16 protein-coding genes are annotated in these 19,799 nt (G+C 44.3%); all 16 read left to right on the top strand.

Annotated features, from left to right (window positions below; translation table 11 throughout):
* The first annotated feature begins 140 nt into the window (after positions 1-140).
* Positions 141-1,046 carry a sulfotransferase domain-containing protein gene (locus RIB93_RS28565; protein WP_446378045.1) on the top strand — a complete coding sequence of 302 codons (906 nt, stop codon included), beginning with the start codon at positions 141-143 and terminating at the stop codon, positions 1,044-1,046.
* A gap of 105 nt (positions 1,047-1,151) precedes the next feature.
* Positions 1,152-2,300 (top strand): polysaccharide pyruvyl transferase family protein, encoded by a 1,149-nt coding sequence (locus RIB93_RS28570; protein WP_446378047.1) that lies wholly within the window; start codon positions 1,152-1,154, stop codon positions 2,298-2,300.
* A gap of 385 nt (positions 2,301-2,685) precedes the next feature.
* Complete coding sequence (locus tag RIB93_RS28575) at positions 2,686-3,588, top strand: glycosyltransferase family 2 protein (protein WP_446378049.1); 903 nt, start codon at positions 2,686-2,688, stop codon at positions 3,586-3,588.
* Positions 3,589-4,183: 595 nt separating this feature from the next.
* Complete coding sequence (locus RIB93_RS28580) at positions 4,184-5,050, top strand: glycosyltransferase family 2 protein (RefSeq protein WP_446378051.1); 867 nt, start codon at positions 4,184-4,186, stop codon at positions 5,048-5,050.
* Between the two features lie 148 nt (positions 5,051-5,198).
* Positions 5,199-6,599 carry an O-antigen ligase domain-containing protein gene (locus tag RIB93_RS28585; RefSeq protein WP_446378053.1) on the top strand — a complete coding sequence of 467 codons (1,401 nt, stop codon included), beginning with the start codon at positions 5,199-5,201 and terminating at the stop codon, positions 6,597-6,599.
* Between the two features lie 404 nt (positions 6,600-7,003).
* Entirely contained in the window at positions 7,004-7,993 is a 990-nt protein-coding gene (locus RIB93_RS28590) for a sulfotransferase (RefSeq protein ID WP_446378055.1), read from the top strand.
* A 114-nt stretch (positions 7,994-8,107) separates the two neighbouring features.
* Positions 8,108-9,238 (top strand): glycosyltransferase family 4 protein, encoded by a 1,131-nt coding sequence (locus RIB93_RS28595; RefSeq protein WP_446378057.1) that lies wholly within the window; start codon positions 8,108-8,110, stop codon positions 9,236-9,238.
* A gap of 688 nt (positions 9,239-9,926) precedes the next feature.
* Complete coding sequence (locus tag RIB93_RS28600; protein ID WP_446378059.1) at positions 9,927-11,615, top strand: alkaline phosphatase family protein; 1,689 nt, start codon at positions 9,927-9,929, stop codon at positions 11,613-11,615.
* 193 nt (positions 11,616-11,808) lie between these two features.
* Positions 11,809-12,495, top strand: coding sequence for a class I SAM-dependent methyltransferase (locus RIB93_RS28605; protein ID WP_446378061.1), 687 nt, complete (start codon positions 11,809-11,811; stop codon positions 12,493-12,495).
* Between the two features lie 305 nt (positions 12,496-12,800).
* Positions 12,801-13,622: a PEP-CTERM sorting domain-containing protein gene (locus RIB93_RS28610; protein ID WP_446378063.1), complete on the top strand. Its 822-nt coding sequence runs from the start codon at positions 12,801-12,803 to the stop codon at positions 13,620-13,622.
* An 87-nt stretch (positions 13,623-13,709) separates the two neighbouring features.
* Positions 13,710-13,919 (top strand): hypothetical protein, encoded by a 210-nt coding sequence (locus tag RIB93_RS28615; protein ID WP_446378065.1) that lies wholly within the window; start codon positions 13,710-13,712, stop codon positions 13,917-13,919.
* Between the two features lie 383 nt (positions 13,920-14,302).
* Complete coding sequence (locus RIB93_RS28620; protein ID WP_446378200.1) at positions 14,303-15,127, top strand: sulfotransferase domain-containing protein; 825 nt, start codon at positions 14,303-14,305, stop codon at positions 15,125-15,127.
* Positions 15,128-15,475: 348 nt separating this feature from the next.
* A complete protein-coding gene (locus RIB93_RS28625) occupies positions 15,476-16,297 on the top strand; it encodes a sulfotransferase domain-containing protein (RefSeq protein WP_446378066.1) in 822 nt (273 codons plus the stop codon).
* 292 nt (positions 16,298-16,589) lie between these two features.
* A complete protein-coding gene (locus RIB93_RS28630) occupies positions 16,590-17,822 on the top strand; it encodes a glycosyltransferase family 4 protein (protein WP_446378068.1) in 1,233 nt (410 codons plus the stop codon).
* A 48-nt stretch (positions 17,823-17,870) separates the two neighbouring features.
* Positions 17,871-18,782 (top strand): sulfotransferase domain-containing protein, encoded by a 912-nt coding sequence (locus tag RIB93_RS28635; RefSeq protein ID WP_446378070.1) that lies wholly within the window; start codon positions 17,871-17,873, stop codon positions 18,780-18,782.
* A gap of 32 nt (positions 18,783-18,814) precedes the next feature.
* Positions 18,815-19,783 (top strand): sulfotransferase, encoded by a 969-nt coding sequence (locus RIB93_RS28640; RefSeq protein WP_446378072.1) that lies wholly within the window; start codon positions 18,815-18,817, stop codon positions 19,781-19,783.
* Positions 19,784-19,799 lie beyond the last annotated feature (16 nt).

A 19,799-nucleotide genomic window follows, 5' to 3' on the forward strand; every position in this document is an offset into this window, starting at 1 on the left:
AACATTTCTCATCAGGATGGGGTACTAATATTGATGTGGAGGACGTAAGCCTTGCGCCCCTACATTTTGGTGTACCTCACGCACCTGGGAGCTGTTCTACATAAGATAACGCAAAACTCAACATTATCGGACATAAAAATATGCGCTTACCCGACTTTTTAATTATAGGTGCAGCCAAGTGCGGAACAACAACATTATTCAAGTATTTATGTAAGCATCCGCAATTTTATAATCCAATTAAAGATGCTGATATTTTTGGCAAAAAAGGAAAAAAAGAGCTTAATTTTTTTAGTCGAGACAATATTTATGCCAAAGGAATTGACTGGTACGCTTCACTGTTTAGTCGGGCTAGACCTGACCAAATCTGTGGTGAGGCAACAACAGACTATACCAAGTATCCGCAGTTTCCAGAATCGGCAGCTCGTATCGCTAAACACCTCCCTGATGTAAAAATGATTTACATTATGCGCCATCCAGTAGATCGGGCATATTCTTACTATGTACATCTTAATCGCACTAATCGCAAATTAAATTTTCAAGAAACGTTTGAAGATCATATTCAGAAAACAACGGTTTCTCTAGATGGCAGCAATTATATGTTGCAAATCGAACAATATCTCAAGTTTTTCCCTAAGGAAGCATTCCTTTTTCTGTTAATGGATGACTTGGTTCAGCAGCCTAAAGATACCTTGAAAAAAGTTTTTAATTTTATCGGTATTGATGATGGAATTGATGTAATGTCAGAAAATGAGGTGGCTGCAAATCAAGCGAGTAAACATTTGGAAAATAAGTATCGTTCCAACCTATCTGCTCCTTTGCGAAAAATACCCGGAGCCAATTCAGTGAGGATGTTGCTGCCACAGTCGTGGAAGGATCAGATCTACCAGATGTTAAGGAAGACCGCTTACGGAGAAGAGGTTAAGAAACAATACTACCCTCAGCCAATGCTTCCAGAAACCCGTCAGATGTTGTTAGAGAGATTCCAGGAACCGAATCAAAGACTATCTGAATTTCTCAATCGAGATTTATCCCATTGGTCTAAATAGACCAACAGATATGACGGTAAGCTGTCCAATAGTTAGTCAATTAGTAAAAAGCCCGTAATCATGCTGGCTTTCCCGTACTTTTGAAATAACAGCCACAGAAATGTCATGATTTCTCTTCATGGTGCTTACTACAATAATAACTTTGGCGACTTATTGTTGATCAAAATTTTTGAAAATTGGATTAAAAGCAAAGTTAATCAGACCATTGTCTATCCTTTAGTCCCCCAGGCAGATCGAGATAGCTTTAGAACTCATTTCCCTAAGGCAATTATTGGTCTAGAACAAAGCCAACATTGGCAAGCCCTAATTTATTCTGGCGGAGGATATTTCGGTGAACCTGAAAGTAACCGCAATAAGACCTTTGGTGGAAAATGGAATAAACGCTTCTTTCGCCTGCATGTATTACCTGCTGAAATTTGTCTGTGGCGGAAGATTCCTTATGCAATCCTGGGAGTAGAAGCCGGTCCCCTTTCCAATATCTTTGTCATACAGGAAGTCAGACGCATTGTCAAGAATGCCAGAGTTTTATCGGTTCGCAATATAGAATCCAAGCAATTTTTACAAGAAGAATTAGGTATCCGTTCTCAGATAAATGTCGCTCCAGATGCGGCTCTGGCGTTGAATGAAACAGATATACCCACCGCAGCACTTGAGGTTGTAACTCAACGCTTAGCTCCCTATAAAGGAATGATATTGTTGGGAATTCATCAACTTTCCCTTTATTTGAGAAAAAATCCTCAAGCCGAATTATTGAGAAAAAGTTTACTAGCGTCTTTGACTTCAGCTTCAGATGTTATCCCCATCCTTTTTTCAGATGATGGGGATATTCATACATCGGGTAAATCCTGTAACAATTTAGCCCAAATCATTCAGAGTTCTACGGGTAAGCAATGTTTAGAATTTCCATTCTATGGACTATGGGAAACGACGGCATTAATTTCCCAATTATCAGCCGTTTTAACCCCCAAGCTTCATGTGGGCATCGTCGCTTACGGTTTAGGCGTCTACTGTGAGTCCTTTGCCAATCATCAGAAAACACCTCGTTTCTACAGACAGATCGGTCGCCCCTCACAATGCACCAGGCTTAATACTGTAACTGAAGATACAGTTATGGAGAAAATAGACCGTGCCATTCAAAGCAGTCGTCGTCAAGTATCAATTCGCGATCAGAATTGGTATAAACTCAAAGAAGAGGCACGGCTTAATCAAAGTCTTTTATTCTCTTTCCTTGATTCAGTTGTGTCCAGTAGTTAGGAATCTCCTTTTTACCACGGCGATTAAAATCGCTGCTACACAAACAAAGTCCGCCTACGCGGACTGGATTATACTCTGCACAGTCATAATCTGTCATTCTGAGTCCTGAGCGAAGCGAAGGAACTGAAGCGGAGTGAAGAATCTCACCAGATGCTTCGCTCAGGACTATGACAAATAAGCTGTTCGGCATTTAAACCTTAATGTCAATAATGGCGAAAGCCTTGTAGTGCGAGCATCTTGCTCGCTACTAATACCCAATTTAAATGCATGACAGCTTACTCAGATTGTGATCGTGTGCAGTATATAAAATACGTGGCTAACCCAAACTCAGTATAAAATTGCGGAAAAATGGTAATTCTAGCCAAATCTCATTAACCCCATTCTTATGCTGCCCCAAATCAGTGTTATCATGTCGGTCTACAACGGCAGTCGTTACTTAAACGAGTCGATAGCAAGTATTCTCAGTCAAACGTTTACGGATTGGGAATTTATCATCATCAATGATGGCTCGACTGATAACTCGGAGTCCATAGTGCAAGGGTGGCAAAACCGGGATGAGCGGATTAAACTGATTAGCCGGGAGCATAAGGGGCTGACTATTTCCCTCAATGAAGGACTCCGTTATGCTCAAGGAGAATATATTGCTCGCATGGATGCTGACGATATTGCCTTACCCGATAGATTTGCCAAACAAGTGGCGTTTCTAGACGAAAATCCTGACCATGTAGCCGTTGGTTGCCGCATGTTAGTCATTGATCCAGAAGGGATGCCCATTTTTACCTGCTCAAGACTAACCACTCATGAAGAAATTGATGCAGCATACATGGCGGGTCAAGCTGGAATTATTGGTCATCCAGCCGTTATGATACGTCGTCGTGTCCTGCAACGTATTGGTGGTTATCGGGAACAGTTTACCTACGCTCAGGATCGAGATCTGTTCTTAAGACTCGCAGAAGTTGGCAAACTCGCCAATCTGTCAGACACACTGATGAAATTCCGCTTGAATGCGAAAAGTATGGGACATACTCAGCGTTCTGAACAAAAGCGGTACGCCAATTTAGCCACAATAGAAGCGCATCAACGTAGAGGACTGGAACCGCCTATCCTATCGGATAGTAGCAGTGAACCGCCCAAGTCAATCAGCGATTTACACCGTCAATGGACGTGGTGGGCATTAGGATCAGGTAATGTAGCAACAGCAAGAAAGCACGCCCTCTTAGCCTTAACCAGACAACCCTTGGCGGTGGAATCATGGAAGGTTTTTGCCTGCGCTTTGCGTGGATGGTGACTTAGGTTGACTTAAGCCCTCAACTAAAGTTGGGGCTAAAAGCTAAAACCCGTTGAAACGGGTTCAAAGAGTTAATTCATTTATTTTCAGGCTATGCGAGTCAGCGCCATTTCTAATAGCAATAGACACATCGATTAGGACGTTCGGCACCATTGTAGAGACGCGCCATGGCGCGTCTCCACATAAATGATGTGTCCTAACCGCTATAGCAGTTGCTATAACTTACAGCTTTTCAAGTCAGTGAGGTACACAGACAGATCCCCGACTTCTTCAAGAAGTCGGGGATCTTGCTTAGAGACTGTACCTGAAGCTGGTTATCGATGCCCATCCTACGGTATATCAAGGGTTTTGGCAATCCTAAAATGCACGCTTTTCAGTGCCATTTAGTTTAAGGAGCGTGGCACTCAAGCTAAAATGGTGTAGGGTACCCACCAGAGTGATCGCCTTGGTTACAGAAAATCCGTAGAAGACTTGTCGGGGCGGGTTTAGCCGTTTATAAAGAAGGTATCACCGATAACATTTTAATACAACTCACCCTTACCCCAAAGGAGTCTTTCTTGAATCCTAATCGGCGTTTCTATATGTTCTGTATCCTATGTCTCAACCCGTAGATTTACTGCTAATTACGTGGAACCGCCGGGAGTATGTGGAAAAGACACTGCCGAATCTTTTAGCCGATCCGTCAGACTTTCGCTTGTATTGCTGGGACAATGGCTCTACCGATGGCACAGCCGACTTGATTGCCTCGATCAACGACCCGCGCCTGGTCAAACGCCATTTCAACCCGGAAAATGCTGTTCAGTACCAGCCTTGTCTCTGGTTCTTTGAAACAGCCACCAGTGATGTCATTGGTAAGATTGATGATGATATCCTTCTACCAGAAGGTTGGACAAAACGAATCGCGCCGATGATCCGCAAAGAACCAAAGTTTGGCATGTTAGGCTGCTGGATCTTCATGCCGGAAGATTGGAACGAAACCCTTGCCCAACACAACATTGTTGAATTATCTGGGGAACGGGTATTCCGTTGTATGGGCATTCAGGGTCAATCCTTTCTAGCGCGACGCGATTACCTGATTCGCTACCAGAAAAAAACCCGTCATGGTCTTCCTGTGGCTCGATATGCTATGTCTGTGGATGGTTTGGTTAATGGATATCCTGTTCCTTTGCTATACGCTCACAATATGGATGATCCGCGATCGCCAATGAATGTCAAAACCAAATCGGGTCCTCTGGGACTCGATTCCGCCCTAAGCGCCAGAAACCTCAAGTTTGACTCCGCTGAGGCATTTGGGCAATGGATTGCGGCTGATGCGCTGCGTCGGCAAACCGTTCCCTTCGATAGGCAGATTCAGATTAAGTTGGCTCACCTTCAATGCAATAAGACCCGACTGGGAAAGATTATATTTAAGCTATGGGAACGATTTTGTCACTCCCAAATTAAGCATTGGATTTTAGACTAATATCACAGATAGCGAGGTTTCATTTATTCTAGTTTATCTCCTAATAATTACGTTATTTAAACCTTATTAAAGCCTTTATAAATAACAAATAATAAAATATTTGTTAAGCTTCAAAAAACTCAATTACTGCTTCATTAAAGCCAAACCTATGACTCCCCAAGCTCAACTGGCAATGCTTGCCTGGATACCACTACTGTTGTACCTGTTTATTCGGTTTCCCGTACAGAAGGCAGTTGTTATTGGATTCATTGGCGCTTGGCTATTTCTACCCCAGAAAGCAGCATTTTCGTTTGTCGGTTTCCCAGACTACAGCCGGGTATCAGCAGCAAGTTATGGGATTTTGCTGGCGACTTGCATCTTTGATGTGGGACGCTTCCATTCCTTTAAATTTGGCTGGCTTGATCTGCCAATGCTCATTTGGTGTGTATGTCCTTTAGCTTCATCCTTGAGCAATGGCTTGGGACTTTATGATGGTCTTTCACAAACTCTAAGTCAAACAGTACAGTGGGGATTTCCGTATTTTCTCGGTCGCATCTATTTCAACGATTTTAAAGGATTGCGTCTGTTGGCAATAGCCATTTTCCTGGGTGGCATGGTTTATGTTCCTTTATGCCTGTTTGAAATCCGCATGAGTCCGCAGCTACACAACATAGTTTACGGTTACTTTCCTCATAGCTTTCTACAAACCATGCGTTATGGCGGATTTAGACCGCAAGTGTTTATGCAACACGGTTTAGCCGTAGGTGTGTGGATGATGGCAGCAACCTTAGTCGGAATTTGGCTGTGGCAAGCTGGAGTGATTAAAAAAGTCTGGGGAATACCTATGGGTTGGCTCGTACCCCTGTTGCTGATTACTTTTATCCTGTGTAAATCAACAGGAGCATGGCTTCTATGTGGCTTTGGACTGATTATCCTATTTGCCGCCCGCTGGCTCCGCACCGCCCTGCCTTTGTTACTCCTGATTGGGGGTATCTTCTTCTACCAATCCTATGTAGCCATGGGACAGTTTACGCCGCAACAGCAGGATCAAGTTATTTCCTTTGTGAGCCAGATGACCAATGAAGAACGAGCTGGCTCATTGGAATTCCGCTTTGATGCGGAGCAACTTTTGGGAGAAAAGGCAAGGCAGCGGATAATTTTTGGCTGGGGCGGATGGAACCGAAATCGTGTGTATGACTATAATAGATGGGGAGAACCTATAGATTTGACCATCACTGATAGTTTTTGGATGATTACATTAGGCAATAGGGGATTAGTAGGCGTTTTCAGTATAACAGCCGCCCTGTTGCTACCTGTGGTAATCTTGTGTTGGCGTTATCCGGCTCAATACTGGTTTAATCCTAAAGTCGCACCAGCTATTGCGGTGGCAGTTACTGTAACCCTGTATATGAATGACAATCTGATAAATAGTATGTTTAACCCCGTCTTTCCCTTGGTTAGTGGGGGAATAACAGGGCTGCTACTGCAAGGGACAAAGGTTCATAAAAAAATGAGAGGTAATCGCCCATTGGTGGCAAGGTCTTCCTTAATGTCAAAGAGTCAACAATAGTAGTGCTATATTGAACGCAAAAAGTCATGTATAGCGGTTCCCAAGCGCATGAGGTACACCCAAATGTCGGGGCGTAAGGCTTGCTATCTGTATCAACTTAAGCTCATAGGTTCGGAATTGATAACGCCCTCACCCCCAGCCCCTCTCCCAAGCCTGGGAGAGGGGAGCCAGTGTGGAGCAGTGTAGAGACGTGCCATGGCACGTCTGGGAGCAAGAGGAGAGCAGTTGATACCAAGTTGCGTTCTAACATGTCTTATGAGAGCGAAGCGTGAAGCTTTCGCTACAGCGAGGAACGAGCGCCAGAATCTAGAGTAGATGCTTCGCTCAGGACTCCGCAAACCATGACAGCTTATCTCTTTAACGGCAACTTGGTATGATTGTGAAACCAAGAAAAGGAGGCTAGGATGTCAGATTATATCTTAATTGTAGGACAAGGGCGTTCTGGGACAAATTGGTTGCTCGACCTCCTCGACCTTAGCCCCGATACTCATTGTCGCAATGAACCGAATGAGTTAGAAAATTCCCCTCTCGCCCAATTCCCCTCGCCGACTGTTCGACACTCCATTAATGATTCTTTTCCATCTGAGTGGGATCAAGCCGTTGCCTCAGTTTCTTTAAGTATGGGCGATCGCGACCGAATTGCCACTCGTCGGAAGTCCCATATCTATGAACCTGTGCGTCGGTTTGGGGGGGGTTTGATTCTGGGGAAACGTCGGGTACGTCAGTTCCTTTCCCCTTTGTTTCCTCAGTTAGGACAACCGGAATGGTTCGTTCCTTGGTGGTTTGCTCACCCGGATGCCCTGAAGCAAGCTTTGACTGTTTTAAAGATTAACATGGCACCAGCCTGGGCGGATTGGGTTCTACGCAACCGTCCTGATGTTCTGGTGATTCATATTGTCCGACATCCGGGTGGATTTTTGAATTCGATGAGTCGTCGCTATTGGGCGGATCAGGATATTACGGTGGTTAAGCAGAATAACCGGGAACGCCTTAGGGAAATTGTTAAACATGAACCGGAGTGGGCTGAACGGTTTGGCGATATAGACGCCATGTCTGTCGAGGAATCGGAGTTGTGGTATTGGCGTTATGCTAGCGAAACCATTCACACGGCGGGTGAGGGACGTTCCAATTATGTGCAGCTTGTCTACGAGGACTTGGTTGCTAATCCCATTGATGTGGCGAAGCATGTTTATGAGAAATGTCATCTACCCTGGACAAAGGACATCGAAGCGGAGATAGCCAAAAGTGCATCAAGTTCCACCGCGATCGCGACGGCATGGTATAAAAAGTTAGAGCCAGAGCAGATCGAGTTAGTCCAGCGCATTCTGGATAGCAGCCCTCTGTCTCAGTGGTGGGAGGAGCCATCGCCGGGAACGGCTGAAAACTTTAGTTAGGGGGCTGACCCCGTTATTAAAAATGTTGGCATTAAACAATATTTTACTTAATCGCGTTATAGTTTGAGCCAAAAATAAATAGGATTTGTCGGAAACTATTCAGGTAGGTCAACAATGCCAAGCCATCGAGTTGGATTTTTCTCGTCTCGTAATTATTTAGATAGAAATGCCTTTTCGGGGACTCTCAACTCGATGTACAGGGCATTAAAAGCAACGGAGCTTCAGGTGGTGGATTTAGGAAATCCCCAAACCCCTTATCGCTGGCGGAAAATTTGGAATCGGGCAAGGAAAAATAACGGGTCTGGAAAAATAGGTTCCCCTGATTACCTGGTTGAGTATACCAAGTTCGCTTATGAGGTACAAAAGCAGCTTATTCAACGAAATTGCGATGTCCTCTTTGCTCCCGTTGCTTCAGAGGAGTTGAGCTTTTTTCAAACCAATTTGCCAATTGTTTATTATTCAGATACTACCTTGAAATTATATCAAAAATATTATCCTTTAGATTTAGACGAGCAAGAGATCGAATGGAAAGATCGGCAAGAAAGGATAGCGGTATCAAAAGCAACTAAGTTAGTGTATTCCTCAGAATGGGCAGCTCAGTCAGCGATCGAGGATTATCAGGCGGATGCAACTAAAATTGAGATAATTCCCTTGGGGGCAAATTTAGATGACCCGCCTTTGGCAGAGCAAGCCCTATCCCGAAAACTGGCTTCACCCTGTCAGTTGTTATTTGTGGGCAAAGATTGGCAGAGGAAGGGGGGAACGATTGTCTTTGAAACCCTAACAGCTTTACTTGAACTAGGGGTTGAGGCGGAATTAGTGGTTGTGGGAACGGTGCCGCCGGTTAAGCATGAGAAGTTGACGGTGATTCCCTATTTAAATAAAAATGTGCCGCAGCAGCGACAGAAACTGAATGAGTTATTTCTGAAGTCTCATTTTTTTGTCTTTCCCACTCGTGCTGAATGTTCACCCATTGTGATTTGTGAAGCCAATGCGTTTGGTTTACCCGTATTGACCACGGATGTGGGTGGTATCCCAACGATTGTCAAGTCGGGGGAAAATGGTTATATGTTATCGCTTTCGGCGTCAGGAGAGGAGTATGCTCGTTTAATTGCGGATATCGTTTCAGAACCGAATCGCTATGAGCAGTTGGTTCACTCTTGTCGCAGGGAATATGATCAGCGTTTGAACTGGGATAAGTGGGGGGAAAGAATGTCTCAAATTATTGGGGATATGCTGGATTGAGATAGAAGCCCTGGCGACTCGAAGAATACTGTTGGCGAATTCGGAAAACCTAACCCCCCAGCCCCCTTCCCTGCAAGGGAAGGGGGTGTTGTGTCAATCCAGTAGTGGGCTGACATGCCTAAATTGATGCATAATTATTGAGCCAGTAGGGTGCGTTAGCGAAGCGTAACGCACCGTATATCTAAAATTGTGGGATAGATTTGGCGGTGAAATTGGGCGCACGTCGGTCATTGGTGTCAACTTAAGCTCAACCCCTCACCCCCAGCCCCTCTCCCACGCCAGCCCTCACCCCCAGCCCCTCTCCCAACAACCTTGGGAGAGGGGAGCAAGAGCATCCGATCCCCCTTCTCCCATGCAACAAAAGCGAAGCATCCTCTGTCATCCCTCCTCGCAGGGGGGAACGAGGGGGGTGGGAGAAGGGGTTAGGGGATGAGGGGGAAATTTTGAGCAGTAGATAGACATAGCTGAAAACCTTGCCAGCATTTGTTTTCTACCTTAAGTTGACACGGATGCACGTCGGTGCGCCCCTACAATTCTAATCCACCAAATAAGGTATGCCACGCCACTACAACCTATTCCACAGTGGTTACAGCACTGTTGCCCGCCACAAAACTATAGTATTTACTCAATCTCCAATCTTCTGCTAAATTGTAGGCACAGAATACTGCACTCAACCGAGGCTAACTTCATGGTCAAGGGCAAGCATCCGGTTATCGCCATCGGGCTAGATGCCGCTGAACCATCTCTACTAGAAAAATGGATGGCGCAAGGATACCTAAAAAATCTTAGCCGTCTGCGGCAGCAGGGAATCTATGGGCGTCTGGATAATTTCCGAGACTCGAATGTGGAAACTGCCTGGACTACCTTTGCTACCGGGAATCCACCTCAAAAGACGGGGTTTTGGGCGCACATGGGATTGCGGGAAGGAACATACAACTTTGAAACCCGCGCGGCGTATGATTTTCAAGAATATCCCGCCTTTTACGCCTTGGGTGAGGAGTATCGAGTTGCGGCATTTGACGTTCCCCAGGTGCGGTTGACGGATCAAATTAAGGGGGTACAGGTGGCGGGTTGGGGAGCGCATTCGCCACAAGTGGAGACGGGTTCGTTACCGGAAACCCTGTATCAAGAGTTGGTTGATCAGCATGGCGCGAGTCCAGCATTGCACAACGACTACTCGGTGTGTCTGGATTTGCCGAAAACCTTTCAGGTTGAGGAACGGTTAAAGGTTGGCATTGAACGGCGATCGGCAATTTGTCAAGATTTGCTAGAACGGGAAAACTGGGATTTATTTTTGACGGTATTCAATGACCCGCATTCTGGGGGTCATTTGTTTTGGCACTTGAGTCAACCGGATCATCCGTTGTATGAATCTCTAAGATCCCGTGTCTCCCATGACCCCTTGCTGGCAGTTTATCAGGAAATGGATCGTGCGATCGCAGAGATTTTGGCGAAGGCTCCTGATGATGCCTATATTTTGATCTTTTCTGCCCACGGTACAGGAGCGGCTACGATTGATTTACCTAGTTTTGCCTATCTGCCTGAGTTTCTTTACCGCTTTAACTTTCCCGGAAAATTCGGCATTGGGTATGGTAAGGTATCAGAACCCGTGCCTCCACTGATCACTCAGATGAAATGGAATTGGTGGGAGCGTCATGTGTGGGGAACGAAGTATGATACTAATCCCATTCGCGGTTTTCTGCGGCGGAAAACGCCGTCTCGACTGTTTAAGCTGATTGAACCTTGGCTTGACTCGAGTCAGGGAACCGATTTAGTTTCACCCTTCCAACTCAAACGGGAAGGGGAGCGAGTGGTACCCTGGAATCCAGCTCAATGGTATAAACCCCTGTGGTCCTCGATGAAGGCATTTGCCCTACCCAGTTTTGCTGAGGGGTATGTGCGGATTAACCTTCAGGGGCGAGAACCGCAAGGGATTGTGCCGCCGTCGGAGTATCATGCTCTGTGCGATGAGTTGTGTGAGAAGCTTTATGCGCTCAAAGATGCCCGTAAGGGGATACCCATGGTTAAGCGTATTGTGCGGACACGAAATGATCCCAATGAGCGCGATCCGAAGTTGCCGGATGCTGATTTAATTGTGGTATGGCAGGAAGAGTATCCTACGGATGTGATGGATAGTCCTGAGTATGGGCGGTTTGGTCCTCTACCGCCTTATCGGGGAGGGAGTCATCGTCCAGAAGGGTTTATTATGGCGTTGGGTTCGGGTATTGAGGCTGGGTCAAGTTTATCAGAAGGTCATGTTATGGATCTCGGACCAACGATTCTGGAGTTGATGGGAGCGCCGATTCCGGAACGGTTGCAGGGGAAACCGTTGCTGTTGGGAAGGAGTGAGGCTGTCATTGATGGGGTAAGAACTTAACCAGGCATTGACTAACGCTAGGTTTGTAGTTCGCTGTCTTCGCCATAAATGCATAAGCTTTCATGCGGAAAATATAGGGAGCATCCCGTTTTGGACAAAGCATGACCTCAAGTAAGGCAACTGCAAGGGTTTTAGCCCCATTCAAAGAGTCAACGCGCCAAATTGGGATGCTCCCAAAATATAAACGGTTACCATGACACTCGTAAAAGTTAAGTCCTCTGTGAAAAAAATATTGCCACCAATAGCACTACGGCTGATTAAGACTTTTCGACCTGAGCGCATGCCGCTGAAAGGTCAGGAACAGCCCCCAGAATTTTACGAGCAACAGGTGATTGAGGAGCAAAGGTGGCATAAGCACTACACGGAATCAGGATACTATCCTTTATGGACAGTCATTGCTGATCGCATAATGCTTGCCCAAGTCAATTCCATCCTAGAGATTGCTTGTGGGACTGGACAGTTAGCACTCTTGCTTCACGATAAGGGACTGCCAAACTATCGAGGATTTGACTTTAACCGTGAAGCAGTTAAGTCTGCCAAGGAAAAACATAGAGAACTCATCTGCCCGGAGTTTGATTTTGTAGTGGCTGATGCTTTTAAGACCGACTTATTTCATAGCCATAATTATGATGCTGTGCTTTGCACTGAATTTCTAGAACATATTGAGGGTGATCTGGAAGTAATAGAAAGAATTCGTTCTGGCACACATTTCTATGGCACGGTTCCTAATTATCCTGCTCCAGCACATGTAAGAGTTTTCAATAATACGAATGAGGTTGCAGAAAGATATGCTAAGTATTTCAATTCATTTAGGGTAGATGCTCATCTGTGTAACCTAAGGGGTATGACTCTATATCTGTTAGAGGGGACAAAAAAATAGCTTTTTTTATCTTATGAAGTAAATCATGACTAGATTCAGCGAAAAAATTCCCCTTCGTCATTCCTGACTCTAAAGCTCAACCTAATCACCAAGCAACTTTACACAATCTTCATACATCTTTTACACAAGCTTTATATTTCCACCCTGCTGGATTTGCTAACGTTGAACATAAGCTCTTCCCCTAGTTGGAGGAAATCACTGTAAAACCATTGTAGAAATAGAGTAACACTTTGGCTGTTGCAACAACCTGTCAGCAGGGAGTTATAACAACCAGAGTCAGGAATGACCCCACTGGGGAATATCCATTGCCCGATTTACTGGGGCATTTTAGCAGAAGAATCACGTCAAAGGACTCGAAGATGACACAGGTAAAAACAATGAATACCCTAGTAAAAGGTTTACAACTAGCTGCTGTTAGCGCTATTATACTCGCTGCTAGTCCTTCCTACGGGGCAATTATTGGCGGGACATCTACAGTAACGACCAGAGGCGGTAGCTTTGTCGGGACTTTCGATTTCAAGAAGCTCGATCCAGCTCCCTCGGTTTTAGAGGCTAACAACACTGAAACTGAAAGCCAGACTATTCAGGGTTTTGATGAAAAGCAAAACTTTATTCTTGATCAAGATTTTTTTGTGACTGATGGGTTCAACGAACCAAACCGCTCAAATAGCACAGTTCTTATTCCCACAGGGACTCTGGTTAGTAGCCACTTCTTATTTGTAGACAAACCAGGTCAACAACGCCACATTTGGTCGGGGGAAGTTACTTTTGATCAGGAAATTATTGGTGTAATCGCGAGTAGAGGAGCATACACAAACGATGCCGTTAGTACCCGCTTATTTGGTTTAGAGACTACTAGCTATAACCTCAGTAGTGGCAGAGGATTAGATACAAGTGGCAAATATCCTGAACTGAATGATATCGTGAGTTTTGATGGCAATGTCTTATCATTTACGATATCAGCAGCGGCAAGAACATTAGACCCCTTACGAGTCATTACCCATGGAAGCCAAGTAAAATCAGTTCCTGAACCTCTTACCCTCCTCGGTACAGGTACAGCTTTAGGATTTATCCCCTTGCTCAAACGAACTTATGCGAAAAAGCATAAAAATAACAAGAAAAAATAAATGAAGTAAAAAGAAATCATTGTCGAGTGGAATCGGAATGCACCCATTGCTTCGGTTTACTCACCCAAGGTAGGGAAGATTGATAAGGTGTATTGGGATAGCCGGACTGGTGATCACAAACCGGGTGGAGTTTTCTTGGTTTTAGGATCTTCTATCGAACCCAAGCAATTTGATCAGCCAACATCGATTATAGACTTCGCGCCGACGATCGCCTCTCTACTTGAAGTGCCACTTCCCCAGAGTGATGGGCAATCGATTTTAGATGGCTTCTCTTTGGCTATTCCTAAAACCAGTTAGGTGGAATAGGTTGGGTTCGTAGTAGGGGCTTTAGCCCCTGATTTTATAGGTTTTCCGGGCGTGGGGTTATAGCGCTTCGCGCTGGTCTAGTTACACTTTGTTTGTACGAACATCCCATCTGGACTCAGCTTCAGAGAAGGGAGTTGTAAATACACCAGAGCGACTTGTTATAATTCATCTTGCTTGAGTGTGCCACATCACTACTGGCTGTGACCCAGCTAAAATGGTGGAATAGACTTTACCATTGAATCGGGCGCACGTCGGTGCTACCCTGAGGTTTCCGGGCTAATGCTTAGTTGATCAAATAAGCTGTGCCACGCCACTACATTACAAAACAAAGCGAAAACAACGTTATAACCTTATCTTCAGGGAGAGGACGGCAGATGATTAAGCGATTGATTAAGGATGTAGCCTATCCAATTATTAAGTCTCGACCCGACTTCCTAATTATTGGAGAACAGAAAGCGGGAACTACCTCTCTATATAACTATCTCACCCAACATCCGCAAATCTTTGGCAATATTGGTTGGAAAGAGGTTCGCTACTTCGATCGCCCTGAACATTACAATCAGGGCTTTGGCTGGTATTTGAGTCATTTCCCGTCTAAACTTCGCAAAGGTGATCAACTCACCTGTGATGCCTCTCCTAACTACTTATCCTACGAATTTGTTCCTGAACGGATCAAAAAAGATTTAGGGACTATCAAGATGATTGCCGTATTGAGAGAACCTGTTTCTCGTGCTTATTCAGCCTGGCAGATGTTTCATAGTTTTGCCGACATTGATAATGACCATTTGAGACGATTTTATGACAAAAGAAGTTTTGCTGAGGCGGTTGAGGAAGAATTTAGTCCAGATTTTGACCATGCTAAATACCCTTTTCGCTATGATTATGTCGGCAGAGGTAAATATGTACATCATCTAGAAAATTACTATAATTATTTTAACAAAGATAATATTTTAGTTCTAAACATGAATCAGTTCCGTACTAATTTAGACGCTGTATTGAATCGGGTCTGTGATTTTTTAGATATAGACCCCTTCCCCCCGGCAATACTTGATAATCTAAAACAAGAAAAGTATAATAAAGGAAAATATCAATTTGAAAAAAGTCCTGCTGATCAGGAAAAAATAGAGTTCTTAAAGAGTTATTTCGTTCCTTTTAATGAGAAGCTGTATAAACTTTTAGGCGAAAATTATAATTGGTAAAGCTTAGGTGTCTATCAGGTTGGCACTCAACGCTCAGGACTGACGCAGCGGAAGCCAGACCCTATCTGAGTTTTCACGCCATCTAGAAAAATGGAGATCAAACCTAATTCCCCAGTCCCTTCCCTTTGAGATCCCCCTCTTCCCTTCAAACGGGGGAAGCCTTATGATGATTCGCATTTCGTTGCACGGGGGAGACCAGATGTTGCTTCGCTTTTTGTTCCATGGGAGAGAAGTTTTCCAGATCCTGTGAAAAGTAAGAACCCTATCTATTGCAAATTCTTGGGAAAACAGTATACCATATTGCCGCAGCCGATTAAATTAAAGTTCCTCATGACCCAGAGTGATTCAATGCTCAAACAATCGATCAAGAAAATAATCTATCCCCTCTATCCAGTTATTAACTCTAAACCCGACTTTTTAGTCATTGGAGTACAAAGAGCAGCTACCACCTCTCTCTATCACTACTTAACTCAACATCCTCAAATCGTCGTCACTCACAAATGGAGAGAAACCTACTACTTTGACAATCCCGAAAATTACAGTAAGGGCTTCGGCTGGTATCTAGGGCATTTCCCATCTAAACTCCGCAAGGGAAATAAACTGACCTTTGAAGACTCACCCAGTTATCTCTACTATGAACATATCCCTCAGCTAATCAAACAGGACTTAGGCAACATTAAAATGATAGCCATCCTGAGAAATCCTGTCGATCGAGCCTACTCAGCGTGGCAGATGTATCACAGCTACTCTAGTCTACCACTCAAGCATTTGCGAGACAGAGCAGATACAAGAACGTTTGTAGAGGCGATTGACCAAGAATTTAATCCAGAAGCGAATACAGCCAACTATCCTTATAATTATATCGACCGAGGTAAATATATTCAACAACTCGAAAACTATTATAACTATTTTGCCCCAAACAATATTCTGGTCTTAAATTTTGAGCAATCTTGCCAAGATATAGGCTTAAGTTTGGCATCTATATGCGACTTTTTAAATATAGAACATTTTCCCCAGTCAATGATTCAACAGTTCCAGAATCAGAAATACGCGGCGGCGAAGTATGAGAGAAATCCCGGTGATCAGAACGTCCTCGCACGACTGCAGGAGTATTTTGTGCCTTTTAACGAAAAACTCTATCAGCGACTAGGTAATCGTTACACTTGGTGAGGATGAGGTAAACTTGAATGAGGAGGTACTTCAACGCTGGAAAATAGGGAATAACTGATATCTTACACCATTTTCAGTAAGCTCTGGCATCCGCCAAGAACTCAAGTTCTTGGCTAAAAGCTCAAGTCCACTAAAATGGACTAAAATCCATATCCAGTTAGCTTTAGCTGACTAGCTGACTTATAGCTTTTGGTTCTTTGGGTTTAAACCCAAGGCGGTTGGTGAGACAAGTGCAAGATGTGAGTTATCAGCCATTCAGGAATTAAAACGCCTATAAAACCAAACTCAACCCATGTCAAAACCACTTCGACTCCTATACGCACCCGGTCCTGGAGATGTAATTAGCACCTATCACCACTGGGTTAAGGGAGAGGATGATCCCTCACAGGTATCAATTACCTATTCCAGTCAATTCTATGAAGTGTGTCGGACTTTAGATGCACAGGCTTACGTCATTACTCCGACTCAGGACAAGAAATTCTTCCATGATAGTCAATTCACGCTTGAAGGGCGTCCGATTCCCCAGCGTGGAGCATCAGGTATAGTGTATCACTTAGGTCAGTTGGGATACGAGTTTGGCTTAATCACGTCCGCCCTCCGCTTCAGAGCCAATGTTATAGTCGTGGGCTATGGAGGAACAAACTGGTTTGTTTTATCCCTATTCCCTTGGTTAGGAATACGGGTAATACCATCACTCCATTGCCTTTTTTGGCGTAAGTATACTTCCCTAGGCAGAGCAGAGCGGTTAAAGTCAAGACTGAGCCGTAATTTCTTTGCTAAGGACTGTACCGCTATCCTGGTAGCATCGGATGATATTACTGAACAGGTAAAACAAATTACCGCTGGTCAGCATCAGCCAGTAGTAGAATTTTTACCAACCTACCGTCGCCAGGACTTTGCTCAAATCGATCAGCCGGATGAAAGCCACTCGCCGTTTCGGGTAATGTTTGCGGGTCGAATCGAGCGCAATAAAGGGGTTTTTGACCTGCTGGAGATTGCTAAGCGTTTTGTTGCTGAAGGCAGAGAGGATATTATTTGGAATATATGTGGCAAAGGGTCAGCGCTAGAGTCGTTGCGTCTGGCTGCCAAGGAAGCTGGTATTGATTCTTCTTTTGTCTGTCATGGTCACTGCAACAAATCCCTAATGCGCCAGATGTTCAACCAGGCACATGTTATTATCGTACCGACAAAGACTGATTTCGTGGAAGGTTTCAACCAGGTTGTGGTTGAAGGCATCTTAGCGGGTCGTCCTGTCGTCACCTCAGCGGTTTGCCCAGCGTTGTCTTATGTGCAGGACGGGGTTGTGGAAGTCCCCCCCGATGATATTAAAGGGTACGGTGACGCCTTGCTAAGATTGTGTGATGACCGTGAGTTTTATGAACAAAAGCGACGGGGTTGTCTGGCGTTGCAAGAGCAATTCTATGATAGTTCACAAGGCTGGGGAGCTAAACTCAAATCAATTCTCATGGCAATCCAGGAAAATCAAGAGGCTGAAGAAATGTTAGACGTTAAAGGAAGCTATTAGAAGTACAGGGGTTTTCAGTTAGGAATTGTTTAGTTTGGAGATTGCAGGATGCAAAACCCGAAACCGCTAATTCATATCGGCTATCCAAAAACTGGTTCAACGTGGCTACAGAATGTCATATTCAAAGATGAGACGTCAGGCTTTCTGTCTGTTGGTGGAGCAATCGCTCAATTTGTCATTCCCAACACTTTCCGTTTTTCTGCTGAGTCAGCACGCAAAGCATTTGAACCAAGTTTGCAGGAAGCTGTCAGGCGCGACCTTGTCCCCGTCTTGTCACACGAACACTTAGCTGGTTCTCAACTAGGAGGTAACTATCATGGCAAAGAAGTTGCTGAACGAATTCATTCCGTATTTCCAGAAGCTCGAATCCTCATCTTCATCCGAGAACAAAAATCAATGATCTTTTCATCCTATGCACAACGTGTGAAATCAGGGGGAACTCCAACTATCCAAAGATTTATTGGTGCCGACATAAAAAACCCAGGATTTGCACCGATCTGCCGATTGGATCATTTAGAATATGATTTATTGATTTCATATTATCAAAAGCTTTTTGATTCAAATAACATACTCGTTTTGCCCTTTGAATTATTCAAAAAAAATCCACAAGATGTTTGTTTGAAGATTATCAACTTCGCTGAAGCTAAGGGAAACTGTGACAATCTTAATGCCGCCAGAAATGTCCGCTTCAAGGGAGCAACACTGGCGATTAAACGCCGTCTAAACCGATTTGTTGATAACGATTTTGCGGGTTCAGGACGTTCGCCAAGTTGGAGGCTAGTTCTCAAGATAGCCGAAGTAGTTGATAGTCTACCTCTCCTTGAGGGCATTCATGAACGTATTGAACAAAACTGGAAGCAGTTCATTGCTGAGTACGTTGGAGATTATTTTCGCTTAAGCAATCAGCGCACGAGCCAGTTAATTGGCATGAATTTGGCTGATTTTGGCTATGATTGCTAAGAAGGGCAGAATCAAGTAAAGTTGGGAATATTTTGCAACAATGGGAAAAGGCTATGGGACAAATTCCTAAACTGCTTATCCACATCGGCTATCACAAGACTGGCTCAACATGGCTCCAGCAAGTCTTATTCAAGGACGAAAAAGCAGGCTTTTTGACGCCATGGGGATCTCAGTCTAGTCAGGCGGTCATTCAATTTCTGGTTCCCAATGCCTACCGTTTTTCTCCTGAGTCAGCCAAAAAAACGTTCGAGGTAGGCTTTCAGGAAGCCCAAAAGCGTGGTCTGGTGCCAGTTTTGTCACATGAGGCATTAAGCGATAATTTTGTAAGTGGCACGTATCAGGGCAAAGAAGTTGCTGATAGAATTCATGCTGTCTTTCCTGACAGTAGAATTCTCATCATCATCCGTGAACAGCAATCAATGATACTGTCATCGTATCGGCAATATATTAAACAGGGAGGAATCGAAACAATTCAACAATATATTGGTGCGGACATAAACAAACCTGCATTCAAACCTACTTGTCGGTTAGATTATCTGGAATATGACTTACCCATTACCTATTATCAAAACCTTTTTGGGGCAGCTAATATTCTAGTCCTACCATTGGAATTATTAAGCAGAGACAAAAAAAGTTTTGTTCAAAAAATTATCAATTTCGCTGGCATAGATATCAACGCTGGGGATATTCCTGATATTTTTTCTCGACCAAAAAATATTGGGTATAAGGGAGGAGCAGTTGCTGTTCGACGGCGACTTAACTTCTTTCTTGATAAGCCTACCTATGCTAGGAGGCAAGGAAAATCATCACTGGCTGATCACACGACGGCTAAGTTGTCGGTAGTGGTTGAGCGACTTTTGCCTCAAGGTATTCATCAACGAGTAGAAGATGATTGGGAACAATTTATTGCTGAATACGTTGGGGATAGGTTTAAAGACAGCAATCAACGAACGAGCCACTTGATTGGTATGGATTTAGCGGATTTTGGCTATCCTTGTTGATAATACATTGTTACCA

The sequence above is a fragment of the Coleofasciculus sp. D1-CHI-01 genome, from assembly GCF_040218875.1.
GTDB lineage: Bacteria > Cyanobacteriota > Cyanobacteriia > Cyanobacteriales > Coleofasciculaceae > Coleofasciculus.

Bases quoted from the DNA above. Each gene is read 5' to 3' on its own strand.
- RIB93_RS28585 (WP_446378053.1), top strand. From the start codon at position 5,199: ATGACTCCCCAAGCTCAACTGGCAATGCTTGCCTGGATACCACTACTG.
- RIB93_RS28595 (WP_446378057.1), top strand. From the start codon at position 8,108: ATGCCAAGCCATCGAGTTGGATTTTTCTCGTCTCGTAATTATTTAGAT.
- RIB93_RS28620 (WP_446378200.1), top strand. From the start codon at position 14,303: ATGATTAAGCGATTGATTAAGGATGTAGCCTATCCAATTATTAAGTCT.
- RIB93_RS28600 (WP_446378059.1), top strand. From the start codon at position 9,927: ATGGTCAAGGGCAAGCATCCGGTTATCGCCATCGGGCTAGATGCCGCT.
- RIB93_RS28635 (WP_446378070.1), top strand. From the start codon at position 17,871: ATGCAAAACCCGAAACCGCTAATTCATATCGGCTATCCAAAAACTGGT.
- RIB93_RS28580 (WP_446378051.1), top strand. From the start codon at position 4,184: ATGTCTCAACCCGTAGATTTACTGCTAATTACGTGGAACCGCCGGGAG.
- RIB93_RS28605 (WP_446378061.1), top strand. From the start codon at position 11,809: ATGACACTCGTAAAAGTTAAGTCCTCTGTGAAAAAAATATTGCCACCA.
- RIB93_RS28575 (WP_446378049.1), top strand. From the start codon at position 2,686: ATGCTGCCCCAAATCAGTGTTATCATGTCGGTCTACAACGGCAGTCGT.
- RIB93_RS28590 (WP_446378055.1), top strand. From the start codon at position 7,004: ATGTCAGATTATATCTTAATTGTAGGACAAGGGCGTTCTGGGACAAAT.
- RIB93_RS28630 (WP_446378068.1), top strand. From the start codon at position 16,590: ATGTCAAAACCACTTCGACTCCTATACGCACCCGGTCCTGGAGATGTA.
- RIB93_RS28570 (WP_446378047.1), top strand. From the start codon at position 1,152: ATGATTTCTCTTCATGGTGCTTACTACAATAATAACTTTGGCGACTTA.
- RIB93_RS28625 (WP_446378066.1), top strand. From the start codon at position 15,476: ATGCTCAAACAATCGATCAAGAAAATAATCTATCCCCTCTATCCAGTT.
- RIB93_RS28565 (WP_446378045.1), top strand. From the start codon at position 141: ATGCGCTTACCCGACTTTTTAATTATAGGTGCAGCCAAGTGCGGAACA.